Annotated in this window: 14 protein-coding genes; 4 read left to right on the top strand and 10 right to left on the bottom strand. The window is 59.1% G+C overall.

The genetic code is table 11. From position 1 onward, the window contains the following. Nucleotides 1-224 precede the first annotated feature (224 nt). A complete protein-coding gene (locus R2R70_RS16550; protein WP_410978532.1) occupies nt 225-1139 on the bottom strand; it encodes a LysR substrate-binding domain-containing protein in 915 nt (304 codons plus the stop codon). Between the two features lie 644 nt (nt 1140-1783). On the opposite strand from R2R70_RS16550, the gene R2R70_RS16545 reads away from it, so the two are divergent. The 4 genes from R2R70_RS16545 to R2R70_RS16530 all read left to right on the top strand — a co-directional run bounded on the left by R2R70_RS16545 (nt 1784) and on the right by R2R70_RS16530 (nt 8015). Beyond that, nucleotides 1784-3394, top strand: a complete 1611-nt coding sequence (locus R2R70_RS16545) for a BCCT family transporter (RefSeq protein WP_410978531.1) — start codon at nt 1784-1786, stop codon at nt 3392-3394. Nucleotides 3395-3707: 313 nt separating this feature from the next. Next, the gene (locus R2R70_RS16540; protein ID WP_410978530.1) at nt 3708-5330 is read left to right on the top strand and encodes a BCCT family transporter; all 1623 of its coding nucleotides are present in this window, start codon (nt 3708-3710) and stop codon (nt 5328-5330) included. Nucleotides 5331-6142: 812 nt separating this feature from the next. Further along, nucleotides 6143-7846: a sodium:solute symporter family protein gene (locus tag R2R70_RS16535; RefSeq protein ID WP_213115278.1), complete on the top strand. Its 1704-nt coding sequence runs from the start codon at nt 6143-6145 to the stop codon at nt 7844-7846. Nucleotides 7847-7886: 40 nt separating this feature from the next. Further along, complete coding sequence (locus tag R2R70_RS16530; RefSeq protein WP_213115279.1) at nt 7887-8015, top strand: putative transporter small subunit; 129 nt, start codon at nt 7887-7889, stop codon at nt 8013-8015. A gap of 119 nt (nt 8016-8134) precedes the next feature. Here the strand turns inward: R2R70_RS16530 and iolG are convergent, their stop codons facing one another. The 9 genes from iolG to R2R70_RS16485 form a co-directional block, all read right to left on the bottom strand. Continuing rightward, nucleotides 8135-9130, bottom strand: a complete 996-nt coding sequence (iolG, locus tag R2R70_RS16525; RefSeq protein WP_410978529.1) for an inositol 2-dehydrogenase — start codon at nt 9128-9130, stop codon at nt 8135-8137. A gap of 157 nt (nt 9131-9287) precedes the next feature. After that, nucleotides 9288-9674, bottom strand: a complete 387-nt coding sequence (locus tag R2R70_RS16520; RefSeq protein WP_404326530.1) for a VOC family protein — start codon at nt 9672-9674, stop codon at nt 9288-9290. Nucleotides 9675-9834: 160 nt separating this feature from the next. Then, a complete protein-coding gene (locus R2R70_RS16515) occupies nt 9835-11340 on the bottom strand; it encodes a sugar porter family MFS transporter (protein ID WP_082388443.1) in 1506 nt (501 codons plus the stop codon). A 164-nt stretch (nt 11341-11504) separates the two neighbouring features. Next, nucleotides 11505-12413 carry a TIM barrel protein gene (locus tag R2R70_RS16510; RefSeq protein ID WP_107335093.1) on the bottom strand — a complete coding sequence of 303 codons (909 nt, stop codon included), beginning with the start codon at nt 12411-12413 and terminating at the stop codon, nt 11505-11507. Between the two features lie 143 nt (nt 12414-12556). After that, nucleotides 12557-13759, bottom strand: a complete 1203-nt coding sequence (locus R2R70_RS16505) for a Gfo/Idh/MocA family protein (protein ID WP_054555846.1) — start codon at nt 13757-13759, stop codon at nt 12557-12559. 106 nt (nt 13760-13865) lie between these two features. Further along, a complete protein-coding gene (iolD, locus tag R2R70_RS16500; RefSeq protein WP_410978528.1) occupies nt 13866-15716 on the bottom strand; it encodes a 3D-(3,5/4)-trihydroxycyclohexane-1,2-dione acylhydrolase (decyclizing) in 1851 nt (616 codons plus the stop codon). Between the two features lie 419 nt (nt 15717-16135). Then, entirely contained in the window at nt 16136-16900 is a 765-nt protein-coding gene (locus R2R70_RS16495) for an SDR family NAD(P)-dependent oxidoreductase (RefSeq protein WP_192837993.1), read from the bottom strand. A gap of 62 nt (nt 16901-16962) precedes the next feature. Next, nucleotides 16963-17745, bottom strand: coding sequence for an HpcH/HpaI aldolase family protein (locus tag R2R70_RS16490; protein WP_107335096.1), 783 nt, complete (start codon nt 17743-17745; stop codon nt 16963-16965). Between the two features lie 72 nt (nt 17746-17817). After that, nucleotides 17818-18774, bottom strand: a complete 957-nt coding sequence (locus tag R2R70_RS16485) for an SMP-30/gluconolactonase/LRE family protein (RefSeq protein WP_410978527.1) — start codon at nt 18772-18774, stop codon at nt 17818-17820. Between the last annotated feature and the right edge of the window lie 85 nt (nt 18775-18859).

Genomic DNA, 18859 nt, shown 5'->3' with positions numbered 1-18859 from the left:
CCTGCCTGCCAACAATTCATAAGAATTTGGCGATTGGTAACAATTTTTGTGAGTCCCCCCAGACCCCACGTCTCCGAACAGCGAACAGCGATCAACCGGCAGATGCCAGATGTCCAGAACCCAGAACTCAGAACTCAGAACTCAGAACTCAGAACTCAGAACTCAGAAACGAAAAACGCCACCCGAAGGTGGCGTTGTCACGTAACAGCTCTCGCTCTGGCGGATCAGGTGGGCACGCTGCGACTCTGTGCCTCCAGCCAGCCCAGGAGGGTCGCGACGCGCGGGTCCCGCTCCAGCTCGCGATGACAGACAGCCCCCCATTCACCGCGCCCGGTCGTCACCTGCCCGGTCGGGTTGATGAGTCGACCGTTCGCCAGGTCATCGTCGGCAAAGGGCCCGTTGACCAAAGCGACGCCCTCCCCGCGCGCCGCCATCTCCAGAGCGACGGCCAGGGTGTCGACCACGATGCAATTGCGGGTGGGACAAGGCCCTAGCGACAATGCCTCGAAGTAACTCTCCCAATTCCAGCCCTCGGTGTAGACCCCGATCAACGGCAGCGTCTTCAAGGCATCCGCGGGCACCGGGTGTGCATCGTCGCCCAGCAGCTGGGGGCTGCATACCGGGAGGAGGCGTGACTCGAACAACGGCTGCCAATGCAGGTGGTCCGCCAGCGGCGCATCGCGAAAGACGATACCGACATCGGCATTGGCCTCATCGAACTCCCAGCCGAGACTGCACGTCATCAGCTTGAGCTCGACTTCAGGATACATGGCCTGGAAATGCGACAAGCGAGGTGCCAACCAGCGAATCGAGGTCGTCACATAGACCTGAATCGTCAGCGGCTGGGCATGCTGCATCTGGCGCAGAGACTCGGCGCCTTGCACCAGGCCCGCCAGCGCTTCACGCACTACCGGATAGAAACGCTCGCCAGCCGCCGTCAGCACCACATGACGGCCTTCACGGGCAAACAGTTTCACCTCCAGACTCTCTTCGAGACGCTGAATCTGGTTGGCGATGGCCGGATGCGTCAGGTTCAGTTCCTCGGCAGCCGCGCGGAGACTCAGCAGACGCGCAGCAGCTTCAAACCCTTTCAGCGAACTCAAGGGTGGCAATTTCTGCAGTGGCAGAGGGGTTGGCATAGATGACACTCATGAAAGACGGTAAGGCTGGCAAGCAGGGAGCAACACGGGGGTATGCCAGACGACACACAGCCACGAAACCCATGGCTCACCATCCGCCAGGGGATAATGACAAGAACGGGTGACTGTCACTGACAGCCACCCGCGTATTTGACCTTGATGATATCAAACCCACCGATCCCCGTAAGGCGCATGGCCTTGCAGGCCTCGGTCGCCAAGGCCAAGGATTGGCCGGAGAACGAAGGGACTGGTATCGCTACCAAGCCCAGAGGTGGTTTGCCAGGGGGACGAGGTAGCTCTCAGTTTTCAGCCTGAATGAAGAAGAATCCCTCTCGAGCGCTCTTGCTGCTTATGCGGGAGTTTTTACTTGCCCGATCACGACGCCTGAAATCCTGTTTGCGACGTAACTGAAGATTTCTCACCATTCATTGCCATAGGCTGCATGCACTCTCGCCACACGACAGTCGTCAGACTTCCTGCTGCAGTTCCCGGGCCAGGGACGAGACACGTTTGGTGATGCGAGGGAAACATACGTTCGTTTTTACTCATGTCCCATAGAGAAACCTCTCCTGACACTGCAACCGCAGCACTATCCCGATGCTCATCCCTGCAAGAAATCCCATAACAAGATCAAGGAGTGACTCATGTTTGGAGCTTCCATTCGACCACTGGTCTTCTGGCCCCCGTTCATACTGCTCTTCGTATCCGTCGTTGCCAGCCTGGTCGACCTCGAAGGGTTTCTGGCTGTCACCACCAATCTCAACAACCAGGTACTGAGCAAGTTCGGCTGGTTGTTTTCCATCACGGCGCTCAGCATGGTGGTGGCCTGCCTGATAGCCTATCTTTCGCCGTTGGGCCGCACCCGTATCGGCGGCGAGAACGCGACGCGACTGTTGTCCCCATGGCGTTGGTTCTCCATCACGTTATGCACCACGTTGGCCGTGGGCATCATGTTCTGGTCGACCGCAGAGCCGCTTTATCATCTGCACTCGCCGCCCACCTCGCTGGACATTGCCGCCAATAGCCCGGAAGCCGCGCGGTTCGCGCTCTCGACCATGTTCCTGCACTGGTCGTTCACGCCCTATGCGATCTACACCGTTCCTGCGCTGATCTTTGCCCTGATGCATTACAACCTCGGCAAGCCCTTCTCGCTCGGTACCCTGTTCGTGCCGCTGCTGGGAGATCGACTGATCGGTCGCAAGGGACGTGCGCTCGATGCACTCGCGCTCTTCGCTCTGGTCTGTGGCATGGCGTCGTCCCTCGGCACAGGGGCCATGACATTGGCAGGCGGCATCGACCGCTTCCTAGGCACAGGCTCGGGTCCGCTGATGCTGGGCATCGTCACCCTCGCAATCGTGCTGTGTTTCACCGCTTCGGCGGCCAGTGGTCTGCAAAAAGGCATCGCACGCCTGTCCGCCATCAACGCCAAGGCCTTCTTCGCCTTTCTCATCTTCGTGTTTGCCTTCGGTCCGACGCTGACCATCCTGGGCTACGGCACGGAAGCGGCTGGCGAATACTTCACCAACTTCATGAGCAAGAATCTGTTCACCGGGGCCTTCGACAATGACCCCTGGCCACAGAGTTGGACCATCTTCTACTGGGCCAACTGGATGGCATGGGCACCGATCTCGGCTCTGTTCCTGGGCAAGATCTCACGGGGGTATACCGTGCGACAGTTCATGCTCATCAACATGGTGGCGCCCTCACTCTTCTCGATCATCTATGTCGCGGTGTTCAGCAGCACGACATTGAAGCTCGACATGGATACCGCCGGGGCACTCAACACCATTCTCAGCGAGGCCGGGGCTGGCTCGGTGATCTACGCACTATTCGATGAGCTACCGATGAGCTCTCTGGTGGGGGGGATCTTCCTGGTCATCGCCTTCCTGTCCTTCGTGACAGCGGCCGACTCCAATACCGACGCCATCAGCCAGCTCTGCAGCTCGGATAGCCAGGAGGCTCTGGCAGGCAATGAAAGCGAAGACCGCAGCAAGGGCCGCCTGATGATGAAGATCATCTGGGGCTCGACCATCGGTGCCGTCGCCTGGATCATGACCTCCTTCGTCGGCATCGACGGCATCAAGATGCTCTCCAACCTCGGCGGGGTACCAGCGCTCTTCATCGTGATCGGTGCCACGGCGTCTCTGATACGTCTGGTCTCGATCGGCACCGCCAAGATCGGCCTCGAGCACACGCCGTCACGCAGTTATTCGGCAGAAGCTCACCAGCGTTGGCAATCTTCCCAGTCCAGCTGATCCAGCTCGAGATGGCGTGATACTCAAGTCCTCAAGGAGAAACCACGACACCCCCGGGCCGAGAGGCGACGGGGGTGTCGTGGTTTTTCTTGAGTGTCATAGCCCGCACAGTGGCGTGGGCCATGCAGCCTGCGTGACGGCTCGGGGGCGTTAGCCACTGACGCAATTTCCGGACAGAACTTTCTGGAAATCCCGCCAGCGCATTACATGAACGCGCGCGTATATACGCCGTTGATGAGCGAATCTCAACGCTGACAAAACAGAATTTTATGAGTTAGGATCCGCACCCTCACAAGAAATTATAGGAATGCGTATGTTTGGCTCTTCCATCCGCCCCCTGGTCTTCTGGCCACCGTTCATCCTGTTGATGGTCGCGGTGGCAGCAAGCCTCATCAATCTTGAAGGCTTTCTCGCCACCACGACGGCCTTGAATGACTGGGTACTCAACAAGTTCGGTTGGCTGTTCTCGATTACGGCATTGGCGATGGTGGTGACATGCTTGATCACTTACCTGTCACCACTGGGCCGGACCCGGATCGGGGGGGAAAGTGCTTCTCGTATCCTGACACCCTGGCGCTGGTTTTCCATCACGCTATGTACCACGCTGGCCGTCGGCATCATGTTCTGGTCGACCGCAGAACCGCTCTATCACCTGCATACTCCCCCCGGTTCGCTGGATCTGACGGCGAATTCTCCCGAGGCGGCGCGCTTTGCGCTCTCGACGATGTTCCTGCATTGGTCATTCACGCCCTATGCGATCTATACCGTCCCGGCATTGCTGTTCGCTCTGATGCATTACAACCTTGGCAAGCCGTTCTCGCTCGGCACGCTCTTCGTGCCGCTGTTGGGTGATCGCCTGATCGGTCGCAAGGGCCGCGCGCTGGATGCACTGGCGTTGTTCGCACTGGTCTGCGGCATGGCATCGTCATTGGGTACCGGCGCCATGACACTGGCCGGCGGCCTGGACCGCTTCCTGGGGACCGGCACTGGCCCGCTGATGCTGGCACTGGTGACTCTCGCCATCGTGGCCTGCTTTACCGCCTCCGCGGCCAGTGGTCTGCAAAAAGGCATTGCGCGTCTGTCCGCCATCAACGCCAAGGCCTTCTTCGTCTTCATGGCCTTCGTCTTTCTGTGCGGCCCGACCCAGACCATTCTTGGCTATGGCACCGAAGCCGCGGGTGAGTATTTCAACAATTTCATGCAAAATAGCCTGTTCACCGGGGCCTTCGATGACGATCCGTGGCCGAAAAGCTGGAGTATCTTCTACTGGGCCAACTGGATGGCATGGGCACCGATTTCCGCCCTGTTCCTGGGCAAGATTTCCCGTGGCTATACCGTGCGACAGTTCATGCTGATCAACCTGGTCGCGCCGGCACTGTTCTCGATTACCTACGTGAGCGTCTTCGCAAGCTCCACTATCCAGTTCGACATGCAAAGTGGTGGTGCGCTTTACCAACTGCTGAATGAGTCTGGTGCAGGCTCCGTCATCTATGCCCTGTTTGACGAACTGCCGATGAGCACCCTGGTCAGCGCCGTCTTCCTGATCATCGCCTTCCTGTCCTTCGTGACGGCGGCCGACTCCAACACCGAAGCGATCAGCCAGCTGTGCAGCACCGACAGCCAGGCCGCCATGGCCGGTGACAGTGATGAAAACACCCATGATCGCCTGCTCATGAAGATCATCTGGGGCTGCACCATCGGCGCCGTCGCCTGGATCATGACGGCCTTCGTGGGCATTGATGGCATCAAGATGCTCTCCAACCTCGGCGGTGTGCCGGCGCTGTTCATCGTGATTGCCGCCACGGCGTCCCTGCTGCGTCTGGTGTCGATCGGTACCGCCAAGATCGGTCTCGAGCACACGCCGTCACGTAGCTATTCTCCCGAAGCGCACCTGCGCTGGGAAAGCACTCGCAAGACGGCAGAAAGCTCTCGGTAAGCCAAACCCTGCGCTGAGCATGCCCACTACGCCCTGTCTTCGGACAGGGCGTTTTACTGTGGGTAGGCCGCTTTGAAGACTCGCTCTCCCATGCGTCAACGTCCCCTTCCACGCCGAGTCAGTCGTTGCCTGAGCCATTGAGGGAGTCTTTTCCTCAAGCATTGGACAAGTAATACGCATGACGTAATGACAACGATTTATTCCACTTTCTGGCTCCATTCAGAAAGCTCAGCAAATAAAGACGAGTCATGCCAAGTAATATTATTTATATAATACGTCATGTCTTCCATCCTGCTCTGGCACGTGTCACGCAACTGAACATCGTCGCACCCGCTCGTTCAACCATCGTTGACGCAAACGAGAGACAAGCTTTGCCCGCCAGGGTGTGGACATTGACATGCGCATAATTTATCGTTGCCAACGAATTTGATAACGAGAGAAAATAAAAACACCGTTTTGCCAAGCTTGGGGCTGACCAACAACTCGCATCAGCGCCCTTGCAAGGCTTGACCGATAACAAGGACGCGTATGCGATATCATTATTCCGATGAAGGCAGATGCATGCCACGCCGCCCTCCCCCAAGTTCCCGCCTGACCGGGAAGTGCCACCAACTCCGTCTTCATTGACCGAGATTGCCGATTATTGATGACGCGGCCCACGTGCTGCGCTGGATGCCATTTGCTTGAGCAAATGACGCAGAACTACGTCCACGGCTAAGAACCTTCCCCTCCTTACTCGTCGCTATCGACAACCGTTTGCCCTCGGGCAACTGCGTTGCGTAGCGCCCTGTTTCCCTACCGAGGGCCAGTTCTTGAACAACGAATCGCTATATCAATTCTCTACCCTGACTGTCGTACTGCTGCTGCTTGCCTTCTATGGCGGCACCTATCTGATGACGCTGGGGATCCGCAAGAAAAATGAAGATGCCGATGCCTTCATGGTCTCCAACCATCGCGTTGGCTTCGGCATGGGCGCGGCGAGCATGACGGCTACCTGGATCTGGGCGGCCTCCTTCTATGCTGCCGCCACCTCCGGCTATACCTATGGTGTCTCAGGGCCGATCCACTATGGCCTGTGGGGTGCACTGATGATTCTGTTCATCTACCCCTTCGGTCGCCGCTTCCGCAAGCTGGCGCCCAATGCGCATACACTGGGCGAGCTGATCCATGCGCGCCACGGCTCCTCCAGTCAGCTGATTCTGGCGCTCTCCAACCTGCTGGGTAGCGTGATCAGCCTGATGGTCAACTTCACCGCCGCCGGGGCGCTCGTCTCCGTGCTCTCGCCGCTGTCCTTCCAGGCGGGCGTGATCATGGCGGGCGTGGGGGTGCTGTTCTATACCCTGTGGTCAGGCTTCCGCGCCTCGGTGCTGACCGACTTCGCGCAACTGGTTGCCCTGATGGCGATCGCCATCGTGATCATTCCGGCAGTATTCTTTGCGATGGGTGGCCCGACAGAGCTGGTCGCAGGCCTGGATAACCTGACGCCAGAGCAGGCCAACTTCTTTTCGACGGATGCCATCCTGAATCAGGGTGCGCCCTTCTTCGTCGCGGTACTGGCCTATGCGATCGGTAACCAGACCATTTCCCAGCGCCTGTTCGCCGTCAACGAAGACCACATCAAGCCGACCTTCCTCACCGCGACGCTGGGCTATGGCGCCATCGTTATCGGCCTGGGCATGATTGGCCTGATGGCACTGACACTCGGGGTGGAGCCGCTCAACGGCGACATGAACAACCTCATCCCGCAGATGGTGTCCGAGTATCTGCCGCCGTTCTTCATCGCGCTGTTCTTCATTCTGGTGATCGGCTCGCTGTCCTCCACCGCGGATTCCGACCTTTCCGCGCTGTCCGCCATCATCATGGCCGATGTGTATGGCAAGAATATCGCCCGCGGCAAGCCAGACCCGAAGCGCATGCTCTTCATCGGCCGCTTGACCATGATCATCGCCACGGTACTGGGCATCGTCTTCGCCAGCTTCTCACTGGATATCCTGGTAATGCTGGTCTTCGTCGGGGCTCTATGGGGCGCGATCGTCTTCCCGGTCATCGCCAGCTGCTTCTGGAATCGGGTGACCAACACCGCCTTCACCACGTCGGTCATCGTCGCGATGGTGATGTTCTGCCTGGCACGCTTTGAACTGGTGCCGCTGACGGGCATGAGCGGTCTGTTCTTCGAGCTGCTCGCCAGCATCGGCGGCGGCGTGATCATCGGCCTGATGGTATTCGGCTTCCTGGGGCGCATTCTTGGGATCCTTGCGGGAATCGCGGCCATGATCGCCATGCTGATCTTCGCGACTGACTTCCTGCGCGACTACACCGTCCTGCTGGCATCGCTGACCGCTTACGGCACCAGCACTCTGGTGTGTGTGGTCATGAGCCTCGCCAGCCGACAGGAACGCTTCGACTTCGACACCATCACCGCACGTGTCGGCAACTATGACGAAGCACTCGACTCAGGTGGTCGTGATACGACAACACCGATCCAGACGCAGCCTGCTGCCTCCACCGGCGCATGATTCTGGATAACGTCCGAGACAGAACAGGGAGACAACACACATGACATTGCTATTTGCCACCTACGTACTGGTATGGCCAGTGCTCACCCTGGCGGTATTGATCGTCATCTGCCGCGCGGTCGCACGTGATCGCCGCATCGCACGGAAAGAAAAGCGCGAGCTGGTATAAAGCCCTCTGGCGTGATGTGACGCCATGAACGCAAAAGCCCGCCTCTGGAATGTCCAGAGGCGGGCTTTTGCATGCTGTGGGTACGGCCTCACCTGATCGGTCATCAAGGTGCCAAAAGCTCACCGAATCTCGCTGAGCAGCACGCGGCGTCCCTCGCGCCAGGAAATGAGCGCGGCTTCCGCCAGCTCAAGTGCCGCCAGGCCGTCCTGAGCCCCGGCCAGAGGTGCTCGCTTGTCTTGCCAGGCCGAGACGAAATCGGCGACCTCACGCCCGAATGCCTGAGCATAGCGCTCGAGGAAGAACCATTTGGGTCGTTCATCCATCACTCCCTGCTCGCCCGTGAAGCGCAGTCGCGTATCCGTCTCGTTACGGGCTTCCAGCATGCCCTTGCTGCCGAAGACCTCGATGCGCTGATCATAGCCGTAACAGGCACGGCGCGAGTTGCTGATGCTCGCAAGCTTGCCCGAGACACTCTTGAGGCTGATCAGAACACTGTCCAGATCCCCCGCTTCCCCGATGGCCGGATCAATCAGGCAGCTCCCCGTGACCGATATCTCGCTGATCGGCTCTCCCAGCAACCAAGCAGCCATGTCGAGATCATGAATGCTCATGTCGCGGAAGATGCCCCCGGAAGCCGCGATATACTCAGCGGGCGGTGGCTCAGGGTCACGACTGGTGATGGCGATCATTTCCAGCTCACCAACACGCCCGTCAGTTACCGCCTGCTTGAGCGCCGCGAATTGCGGGTCATGACGACGATTGAAGCCGAGAGCGCAGGTCACTGGGTGCTCTGCCAGCACGGCAAGACACTCACGGGTGCGCGCGAGGTCCAGGTCGATCGGCTTCTCGCAGAGAACTGCCTTGCCAGCACGCACGGCACGCTCCAGAAAGTCGGAGTGAGTCGGTGTCGAAGACGCGATCAATACTGCCTCAATCGCATCAGAGGCAAAGACCTCCTCGGCGGACAGTACCGGCACCGAGTATTCATTGGCCAAGGCTTCGGCGGCCGGCGCGTAGGCATCACTGATGCAGGCAAGCTGCGCTGTCGGATGCTCGGTAATGGCGCGGGCATGCACACGGCCGATACGACCTGCACCCAGTAGAGCAATCTTCATATCCAGAATCCTTTCATGGCGTTGAGGGTGATAATTTTGAGTCGAGGGGGGAGCAAGAACCTGTTCAACTGGCAACGACCATTGGCAACAAGCCAGACTGCTCATCTACTGATGGGGAGCCTCCATGATGAGCGTCTCACGGCGTGGAAGCAGAACGTCAGGGCGTCAGAAATGTCGCCTCATCCCGAATCCCCACCCGGTTACCATCGGGATCATGCAGATGTATGGTCCTGCCCCATGGTGTCTCTTCAATTTCGGCGTCGATTCCCCAGGCTTTGACATCTGCCAATGCCTGATCGATATCCCTGACATTGAAGCGTAGCTTGGCGCTACCTTGTTCTGGGGTCTTGCCGCCTTCAATGGCTTTTCCACCCTGCTCGATCATCAGATAGCCCGCCCCATATGACAGGCAGGTCAGCCTGAAACTGCCATCTTCCTTTCTGAACATCAGCGGCAGTTCGAAAAGACCCTGGTAGAAAGCGACACACTCCTCGAACCGTTCTGTATTCAATATCAGGCCATACCGCGCGACGTTATGCTTCATCCATGTGTCCTCTGGATGTGACTTGGTGTCCTTTGATCATGCCATCGGTATCGGGGCAGAACGATAGTGCCCGGTGCAAGACATGCTCCCGCCAGCACGTGAAGATTGCCAGCGGGAGTAGATAACGACGGCTTGATGAACAGTCCAGAGCGCTCCTGGTTTACTCCGCGGTCAGTGGCAAGCCCTGACGAGCAAGACGACGGCGACGCTTGCTCAAGCGAGTGCCTGTGATGTTCTCGAGCTCCTCCAATGTCTTGCCCTTGGTTTCCGGCACGTAGCGCAGCACGATCATCAAGCTGATGAAGGTCAGGACAGCGTAGAGCCAGAAGCTGAATCCACCACCGACGAGTTCATTGAGGAAGTCGCTCTGGCGCATCATCGGGAAGGTCTGAGTGACGATGAAGCCCAGCAGCCACTGCGCCGCCACGGCCAGTGACATGGCTCGTGCGCGAATGGCATTGGGGAATATCTCGGAGACCAGTGTCCAGCAGACACACCCCCAGGAGATGGCAAACGAGACGACATAGACGATCAGGGCGATCAAGGCACTGATGCCCGGTTCGCCATTGCCGATCACGACACCCAGGAAGGTCATGCCAACAATGCTGCCCAGGCTCCCCGCAATCAACAGCGGACGACGGCCGACCTTGTCGATCAAGAGCATGCCCAGCAGGTTACCGGCGACGAAGGTCACCCCCATGATGGAGGTCTGGAACAGGGCATCTTCATTGCTGGAAGTGACGGCGGACAACACATCCGGGGCGTAGTACATCACCACATTGATGCCGGTCAGTTGCTGGGCAGCTGCGATGAAGATCCCGATGGCCACCAGCCCCAGCATCCCCTTGGTACGCAGCGACGCGTGACGCTTGCTCTCATTGTGCTGGAAGGATTTCTGGATCTCGCCCAGCGTGCGTTCAATGGCGTCGCCATGATAGAAGCGCGCCAAGACTCGGCGGGCATCGTCCAGGCGCCCTTTCAGCACCAACCAACGTGGAGATTCCGGCACGAAAGGAATCAGCACCGCAAACAGAATGGAAATGATCGCTTCAGACCCCAGCATCCAGCGCCAGCCGTGATTCAGGATCCAGGTTTCCGCCATGCCCTTGGCAATGAAGTAGTTCACGAAGAACACCACCATCTGGCCAAAGACCACGGATTGCTGGAACAGACTGACGGTGCGCCCACGCATATACCCGGGTGACATCTCTGAGATATACATCGGTGCCATGACACTGGCCATGCCGACGGCAATCCCGCCGAGAATGCGCCACCAGATGTAGGCATCAAAGGTGCTCGCCAGGCCGGATCCCAGTGCTGACGCCGTGAACATCAACGCTGACAGCATGAAGACGGCCTTGCGCCCATAGGCAATGGACAGCCGTCCGGCGATGAGTGCGCCACCAATACAGCCGATGACCACAGATGAGACTGCCCAGCCCTTCTCGGCGGCGGACAGATCAAAATACTGCGCGATGGGCCCGATGGCCCCGGAGATGACGCCGGTGTCATAACCGAACAGCAGGCCACCCAGGGCGGCCACTAGAATGATCTTGATCAGGAAGACAAGCTGCGCTGGCGTCAGCTTTTCTTGATTGTCGGGTGAGGAGGAATCGGTGGATGCTGAGGGGGTAGCGGTGTCGCTACCGGGGTGTGAAGTGGGCATGACGACCTCTCGTGATCGATTGTTATAGTATTACGAGAACTGCTGAGGCAGGTGTGGCTCGAGTGCTCGTGGCATCTGACGCACCACGCTATCGAGACAAGTCATTGCGGTATCTTCCGTGCCCTGCCGTCTTCTGGCGCGATGACGACAGGGCTTCATGCGGATCAGGCTTCCGCCAGGCCCTTTTCAAGAATGCTGCGTTCAATGAATTCACGGCTTTCGCGGGCATTTTCCAGCGCGCTGTTGTCCTTGGTCGGGTCCACGTCCTGCTCGACGGTGATCCAGCCTTGATAGCCGATGGATTCCAGACTCTCGCGAACCGCATCAAAGTCGACACAGCCCTGGCCCAGCGGGCAGAACACGCCCTGGCCGATGGCGGTATAGAAGTCGATGCCATCCTTCACCACGTTTTCCAGCACCGGCGCCTGAATATCCTTGAAGTGGATATAGGCGACGCGCTTGCCATAGGTGCGAATCAGCTCGGCGGGGTCGATCCCGGCATAGGTGCAATGGCCGGTATCGATGCACAGCTTGACCAGGTCAGAGTCCAGCTCTTTCATGGCGCGATCGACTTCATCACGATACTCGATATAGGTGCCGGCATGCGGGTGAAGCACCGGCATCACGTCATATTCCTGACAGATTTCAGCCACTTGGCGGATAGTGACCATCATCTCGTTCCATTGCTCATCATTGAGACGTGTCGCGGTTTCCTGCTGGCCAGCCTCATCGGTGCGCGGCGAGCTGACGTGATCGATGATGACCATATAGTTGCCCTGCTGCGGCTTGAGCACTTCACAGGTCGCGCGGGTGTAATCCAGGATTTCCTGACGACGTGACGCGTCATGTAGATGCTTGAAGATGGTACCGGCGATCAGCTCGAGCCCTCGGCTGTCCAACGCGGACGCCAGTGCTGCCTGCTCGGTCGGCAGATAGTTGAGCGGACCCAGCTCCGTCGCCTTGAAGCCGGCACCGGCGATCTCATCCAGTACGGTCTGCCAGCTGGGGTTGGCGGGATTGTCGGCAAACTCGATACCCCAGGAACACGGTGCGTTGGAAAGCTTGATTTGCATGAGGATGTCCTTCTCTTTGGTGTTGTCGTTGTCTTTTGAAATAACCATCGTCAGTGGCGCAATGGCGAAGCGACCTCACAGAAACCACCAATCCATGGCGGTGATAGCGTCAGAGTGAGGCGCTCCAGATGCCGGCAGTCAGGTCAGAACGCGACCCAGCGATTCTCGTTGTCAGACGATTCCACACAGCACTCCAGCAACCGCACACCTTCGATACCGGCGTCGATATTGGGGAACCAGAGCGACTCCAACTCCTGCTCTGACAGACCGAGATGCTGAGTACTTCTGCCATCACGGCGCGCTTCGGCGCCCTGCATGGCGAGTGCATAGCGGTGATAGACATTGGCCCAGGATTCGAAGAAGCCTTCGGCATGCCCGCCGCCGATGCGATTGCTATTCACGGCGCTGTCGCCTTCGGCGAGATAGCCCATGCCACGCTCGAGAATGCGGGCCGGCTCGCCCTGCACTTCCAGGCGCAACTGGTTGGGATACTCATCCCACCACTCGATACTGGCCTTCTCTCCCACCACGCGAATCTTCTGTTGGTGCATGGAACCCGCGTTCACGGCGCTGGCCCACAGCGACCCCACCGCGCCGTTCTGGTACTGGAGCAACACCTGGGCGTTGTCTTCCAGCGGCGCACGCGAGGCCACGAAACTCTGGCGGTGGCACATCAGGCGTTCGACCTTGAGTCCGGTGATGAACTGGCCGGCATAGAAGATGTGCGTCCCGAGATCCCCCAGCACATAAGTCGGCCCGGAAACGGCAGGACTGGTACGCCACTTGGCGCCGCTGCTGACCTGCTCCACCGGCTGGCTATGGAAGCCATGAGCGAATTGCATGTTGACCATGCGGATCTGCCCCAGCTCACCCGACTGCACCATGGCACGTGCCTGGTGCAGCATCTGATAGCCGCTATAGCCATACATGACACCGAAGACCAGACCGCGCGCCTGTGCTTCGGCCTTGAGCTCCTCGGCCTCGGCAACCGTGAAGGTCACCGGCTTTTCGCAGATCACATGCAGACCGGCCTTGAGCGCTGCCAGGCTGATGGCATGGTGGGTGCTGTTGGGCGTGGCGATGCTGACCGCCTGAATGCCGTCCTCGCGAGCAGCTTCGGCCTCGAACAGGCTGGCGTAATCCGGGTAGCAACGCTCTGGATCGAGTCCCAGGTTGGTGCCGAATTCACGCCCGCGTTCAGCGTCGAGATCGAAGGCACCGGCGACCAGCTGGAACAAGTTGTCACGATGGGCAGCAGCACGATGGGCGTGGCCGATTTCACTGCCACGGCCACCACCGACCATGGCCCAGCGCAGCGGTGCGATATTGTGTTCTTCATTGAACATCAGGGTTCTCCTGCAAATGCATGGGTGCTGGTAATTGGCGTTGTCATTCCAAGCGTGTTCATGAGGCCCGTTGCGGTGTGCGGTGTGCGCTAGGCCTCACGCAGAATCAGAGCCCGCGACGCTGATGGACACGGCCGGCATTCATGGCGGTGACCTGCGCTTCATCCACGTCCTCGCGGACGACTTCGGGTAGCCCCACATCCCACCAGCAGTCACAGGAAGACCACTTGCTGGAATCGATATCCACCACGATGACGTAGGTCCGCGGGCTCTCCTTGGCGCGCTGGTAGGCGGCCCGGAAATCACTGATGTCACTCAGGTGCTCACCATAGGCACCTTGCGACTGGGCATGCTTGAGGAAGTCGACGCGTACCAGCTCATCGGCCTGGCTGCGACAATCGGCCAGCATGTTGTTGAAGGACGGATTGCCACTGTTGTTCTGCAGCTTGTTGATGACCGCAAACCCGGCGTTGTCACACACCAGCACGATCATCTTGTGGCCCGTCAGCACCGAGCTGTAGATGTCGGAATTCATCATCATGTAGGAGCCATCGCCGACCAGGACCACGACCTCGTTGTCGGGATTGGCGATCTTGGCGCCCCAGCCGCCCGCCACTTCATATCCCATACAGGAGAAGCCGAACTCGATATCGAACTTGCCGAGCTGCTTGCTCTGCCAGTTCATGTTGAGCTCTGCCGGCAAGCCACCGGCGGCAGTCAGCACGGTATCGCCGGGTTCCTGCACCGCATTGACGCTGGCAATGACCTGGGCGTAGGACGCCATCTCGCCGGGCGTGATCTCGCCACGGTTGGCGCACAGGGATTTCCACTCGGCGACCTCAGCCTGGCCCTTTTCCAGCCAGCGCTGATCGGCTTGCCATTCACCCAACCCGGAATCAAGACGCTCCAGCGTGTGGCGAGCATCGCCGATGACCGCCATGGCGCGATGCTTGATGGCATCCATATGCGCCACGTTGACTGACACGATCTTCAGCGCTGGATTACGAAACACCGACCAGGATCCGGTGGTGAAGTCCTGCAGGCGTGTGCCAATGGCCACCAGCACATCACATTGTGCTGCCATGGCATTGGCGGAATTCGAGCCAGTCACACCAATCGGGCCGATATTGCAGGGGTGGGATTGCAGCAGCGAAGAACGGCCCGCAATCGTCTCGACCACCGGAATATTACGACGTTGTGCAAAGTCGGCCAGCAACTGATTGGCTTCGGAATAATGAACGCCACCGCCAGCGATAATCAGCGGCTTCTCCGCCTTTTCCAGCAGGGAAATGGCATCCTGTACAGCACGCGTATCGGCTTCCGGACGACGAATATGATGGATGCATTCTTCGAAGAGTGCCTCTGGATAGTCATAGGCAACGCCCTGGATATCCTGTGGCAATGAAATCATGACCGGCCCGCAATTGGCGGGATCCGTCAGCGTCGCGATCGCTGTCGGCAAGGACTGCATGATCTGTGCGGGATGAGTGATGCGATCCCAATAGCGAGTGACGGGCTTGAAGGCATCATTGACGCTCAGGCTTGGTTGATGGGCATGCTCGACCTGCTGCAGCACCGGGTCTGGCAGGCGTGAGACATGGGCATCGCCGGCGAACATCAGCAACGGAAGGCGGTTGGTGTGCGCAATACCCGCAGCCGTGATCATGTTGGTGGCACCCGGCCCGATGGAGGTGCTGGCGATCCCGATGCGCTGGCGCTTGTTGGCCTTGGCGTAGGCAACGGCGGCAACCGCCATGGACTGCTCATTCTGGCCGCGCCAGATCGGGATCGTGTCCTGGATGTTGTGCAGCTGCTGCCCCAGACAGGTCACGTTACCGTGGCCAAAGATGGCGAACCCGCAACCGAACAAGGTCTCGACACTGCCATCGAGTTCAATCTTCTGCGCCGCCAGGTATCTGGCGATGGCTTCGGAGACGGTCAATTTTATCGTTTTCATTCCTCTCTCCCGACGAGCATATGGCGTTGTTTTATTGTGTGCATTCAGGTCGAAAAATCCGCACCTGAAGCTCAGTGATGATGACGTAGGAAAATGATGGTCAGCGCTGAATTCTTCGCCGCTTGAAAAGACACTAGCAGCGCTTGAAAACGTTTTCACCTTCATTTTCAAAAAAAGTGCTTCCCTTGGATCAAAGTTCAATAAGGATGTCTTGGCATGATTGAAGCAGCCTATAAAGCTGTCGCTTCGATCACCCTTATCCTATTGATCATCCCAAGGAGCACTCGATACCACTCCGGCGAAAGCCGCCATCTCGTTGCCAGTGGCGCTGGCACGAAAAGCGCTTCATGGGGAGTGATGCATGCAAAACGCAGCCTCCCAAAACGCTCTGCGAAAACGCCATGACCACTTCAGCATGGCTAGACGAGGCCACCATCCACGATATAGGTCTGGGCCGTCATCATGCGACTGTCATCCGCTGCCAGGAACAACACCATCCGAGCCACATCCTCGGGCTGTACCCGCTGGTGCAGGCTCTGATTTTCCAATACCTGCTTCTCCAGCTCGGGATTCCACCACAGCGCCTTCTGACGCTCCGTAATGATCCACCCCGGCAGCACGGTATTGACGCGAATCCCCGCATCTCCCATGTCACGCGACAAGGTGCGCGTCAGACCGATGGTGGCCGCCTTCGCGCTCGAATAGGCCGAGATGTCCCGCGAGCGACGCAGGAAGCTGGGCGAGCTGAAATTGATGATCGACCCGCCGCCCGCCGCCTGCATCCCGGCAAAGACTGCCTGACAGGCAAACACCACATGGCGAAGATTGGTGGCCTGAAGGTCATCCCATGTCTCGACATCCAGCTCCGTGAGCGGTACCCGGGTATCACGCGCGGCATTGTTGACCAGGGCCCCTATCGGCCCCCACTCATCTGCTGCAGCCTCGATGACCGTGCGCAGCTGCTGGATGTCAGTCACATCGCAATGTCGGTAATGCACCTCTCCTCCCTGATCGGTCAGACGCGCCGCCAGGGCCTCGCCTGAGGCATCATCGATATCGATGAAACTCACTCGCGCCTGCTGCTCACAGAAATGCTCTACCAAGGTCGCGCCGATGCCGCTGGCGCCGCCACTGATGAAGACATGCCGGCCTTCCAGGCTGGGATAACGTGCGAACTGATTCATTTTGCCTCTCCTCTGATAGCGTATCGCTGGCTCAGGCGAACGACTGCCACGGCCAGGTGCATTCAATAGCCTTCACAATGATTCGCGCTGCGCTCCATGTCCTTCAGTACTGCCTGTGCCCCTGCCATCAACAGACGTGTATCGGCTCCGACCGTGACCAGATCACAGCCACGCGCCAACATCCGTCGCGCATGCGCGGCACTGCCGTTGTGAATGCCGATGACGCTGCCGTGCTGCCGAGCCCGTGCGACAATCTCGTCGATCAAGATATCCATGGGGCCATCACCGTGATCGAACCCAGGTGTGTGCCCGTGTGACAACGCCAGATCCGCAGGGCCGATATAGATGCCATCCAGCCCCTCGACGGCCAGAATCTCTTCCAGGTTCGCCACGCCTTCGCGGGTCTCGATCATGCCCAGCACCAGCATCTCGTCATTGGCATGCTTCGCATAATCAGCTCCGCCATACAGCATGGCGCGATGAGGGCCGAAGCTGCGCATCCCCAGCGGGGGATAACGACAGGCGGCCACCAGTGCCCTGGCGTCATCGGCCGTATTGATCAAAGGCGCGATCACGCCATAGGCCCCCGCATCCAGCACCTTCATGATCAACCCCGGCTCCAGACTTGGCACCCGGACAAGCGGGACGGTGTCAGTGGTGGAGATGGCCGTCAGCATCGGCAGCAGATCGCTGTAATCGATCACCCCGTGCTGCATGTCGATGGTCAGGCTGTCCCAGCCCTGATGGGCCATGATCTCTGCCGAGAAGGCACACGGCATGGAGAGCCAGCCATTCACGACGCCCTCTTTTTGGGCAATGCGTTGCTTGAGGCGATTGAGGCGCATGGGGTCTCCCTCTGGAATTCATCAACGGTGGAGGTCACAAGGGACGGGGCACAAGAGCAGTCACAAGGTCAGTCACGCGTGAGGTTCACGGGTCGTGTCCAGGGAGGGTGAGCGTTCTCCATTCAGCACGTCGGGTGATGCTGGAGAGCGAGAGGCAAAGGTGGCGATGGGGACACCCGGCACCTCGACCTCCAGCGCGAAGACACTGCCAGACAAGGGGGCTGCGGCCAGTGCCTCAGGGCTCATGCCCTTGCGCAAGGTGGTCACGAACAGCGTTGTCATATCGGCCCCGCCAAAGCACGGCATGGTCGGGCCGGGGCATGGCAGGCGGACCTGGCGCGCCAGACGTCCCTGGGCATCCCAATAATTGAGGACTCCGCCAAAGACACCTGCACTCCAGTAGCCTCCCGCCATATCCATCGCCCCACCGTCGGGGCGACCGTGCAGTGCAGGCTGGGTCTCGGCAAACACTCGCGGCGTTCCCATGACACCATTTTCCGGGCAGTAGTCCGCGACATGGATCGTGTCGCGCCGCGTATCCGCAAAATGCATGCGCCGACCATCAGCGCTCCAGGCCAGTCCATTGGCGACAATGAGGCCTGACTGCAGACAATGTGTCTCGCCCGCAGGCGTGACCGAGTAGAAATGCCCCAACGGCCGGGAGCGGCTCGCTTCATCCATGGTGCCGACCACGAACTGCCCATTCGGTGCGACCTTGCCGTCATTGAAGCGCGTGCCAGCCAACGGCTCACCGGGTGGGCAAGCCAGGAACTCCAGTGCACCCGACTCGAAATCGAGCAGATGGATGCCCGAACGCATGGCAACGATCAAACGCCCATCGGCACAGCGCCCGAAGGCACCCAAGGTCTCTGGCAGCACGCGACGCTCTCGCTTGCCATCACTCAGGCAGTAGCGCTCGATCGCCGGGGCATAAAGGTCCGCCCATAACAGGCTGTTGCGACTGGCATCCCAGACCGGGGATTCACCCAATTCCGCCCGGCTCTCTATCAACAGTTCGATTTCCGCCATTTCCTGGACTCCCGTCGACGATGGCTATGGCACATGCGTGGATACCCCTGCGGGCTTACACCTTCTATCTCTCTGCCCCGGTACT

This window comes from Cobetia sp. SIMBA_158, from assembly GCF_046566945.1.
In the GTDB taxonomy this organism is placed as follows: Bacteria; Pseudomonadota; Gammaproteobacteria; order Pseudomonadales; family Halomonadaceae; genus Cobetia; species Cobetia amphilecti.
This window is presented reverse-complemented; position numbering and strand designations above follow the sequence as displayed.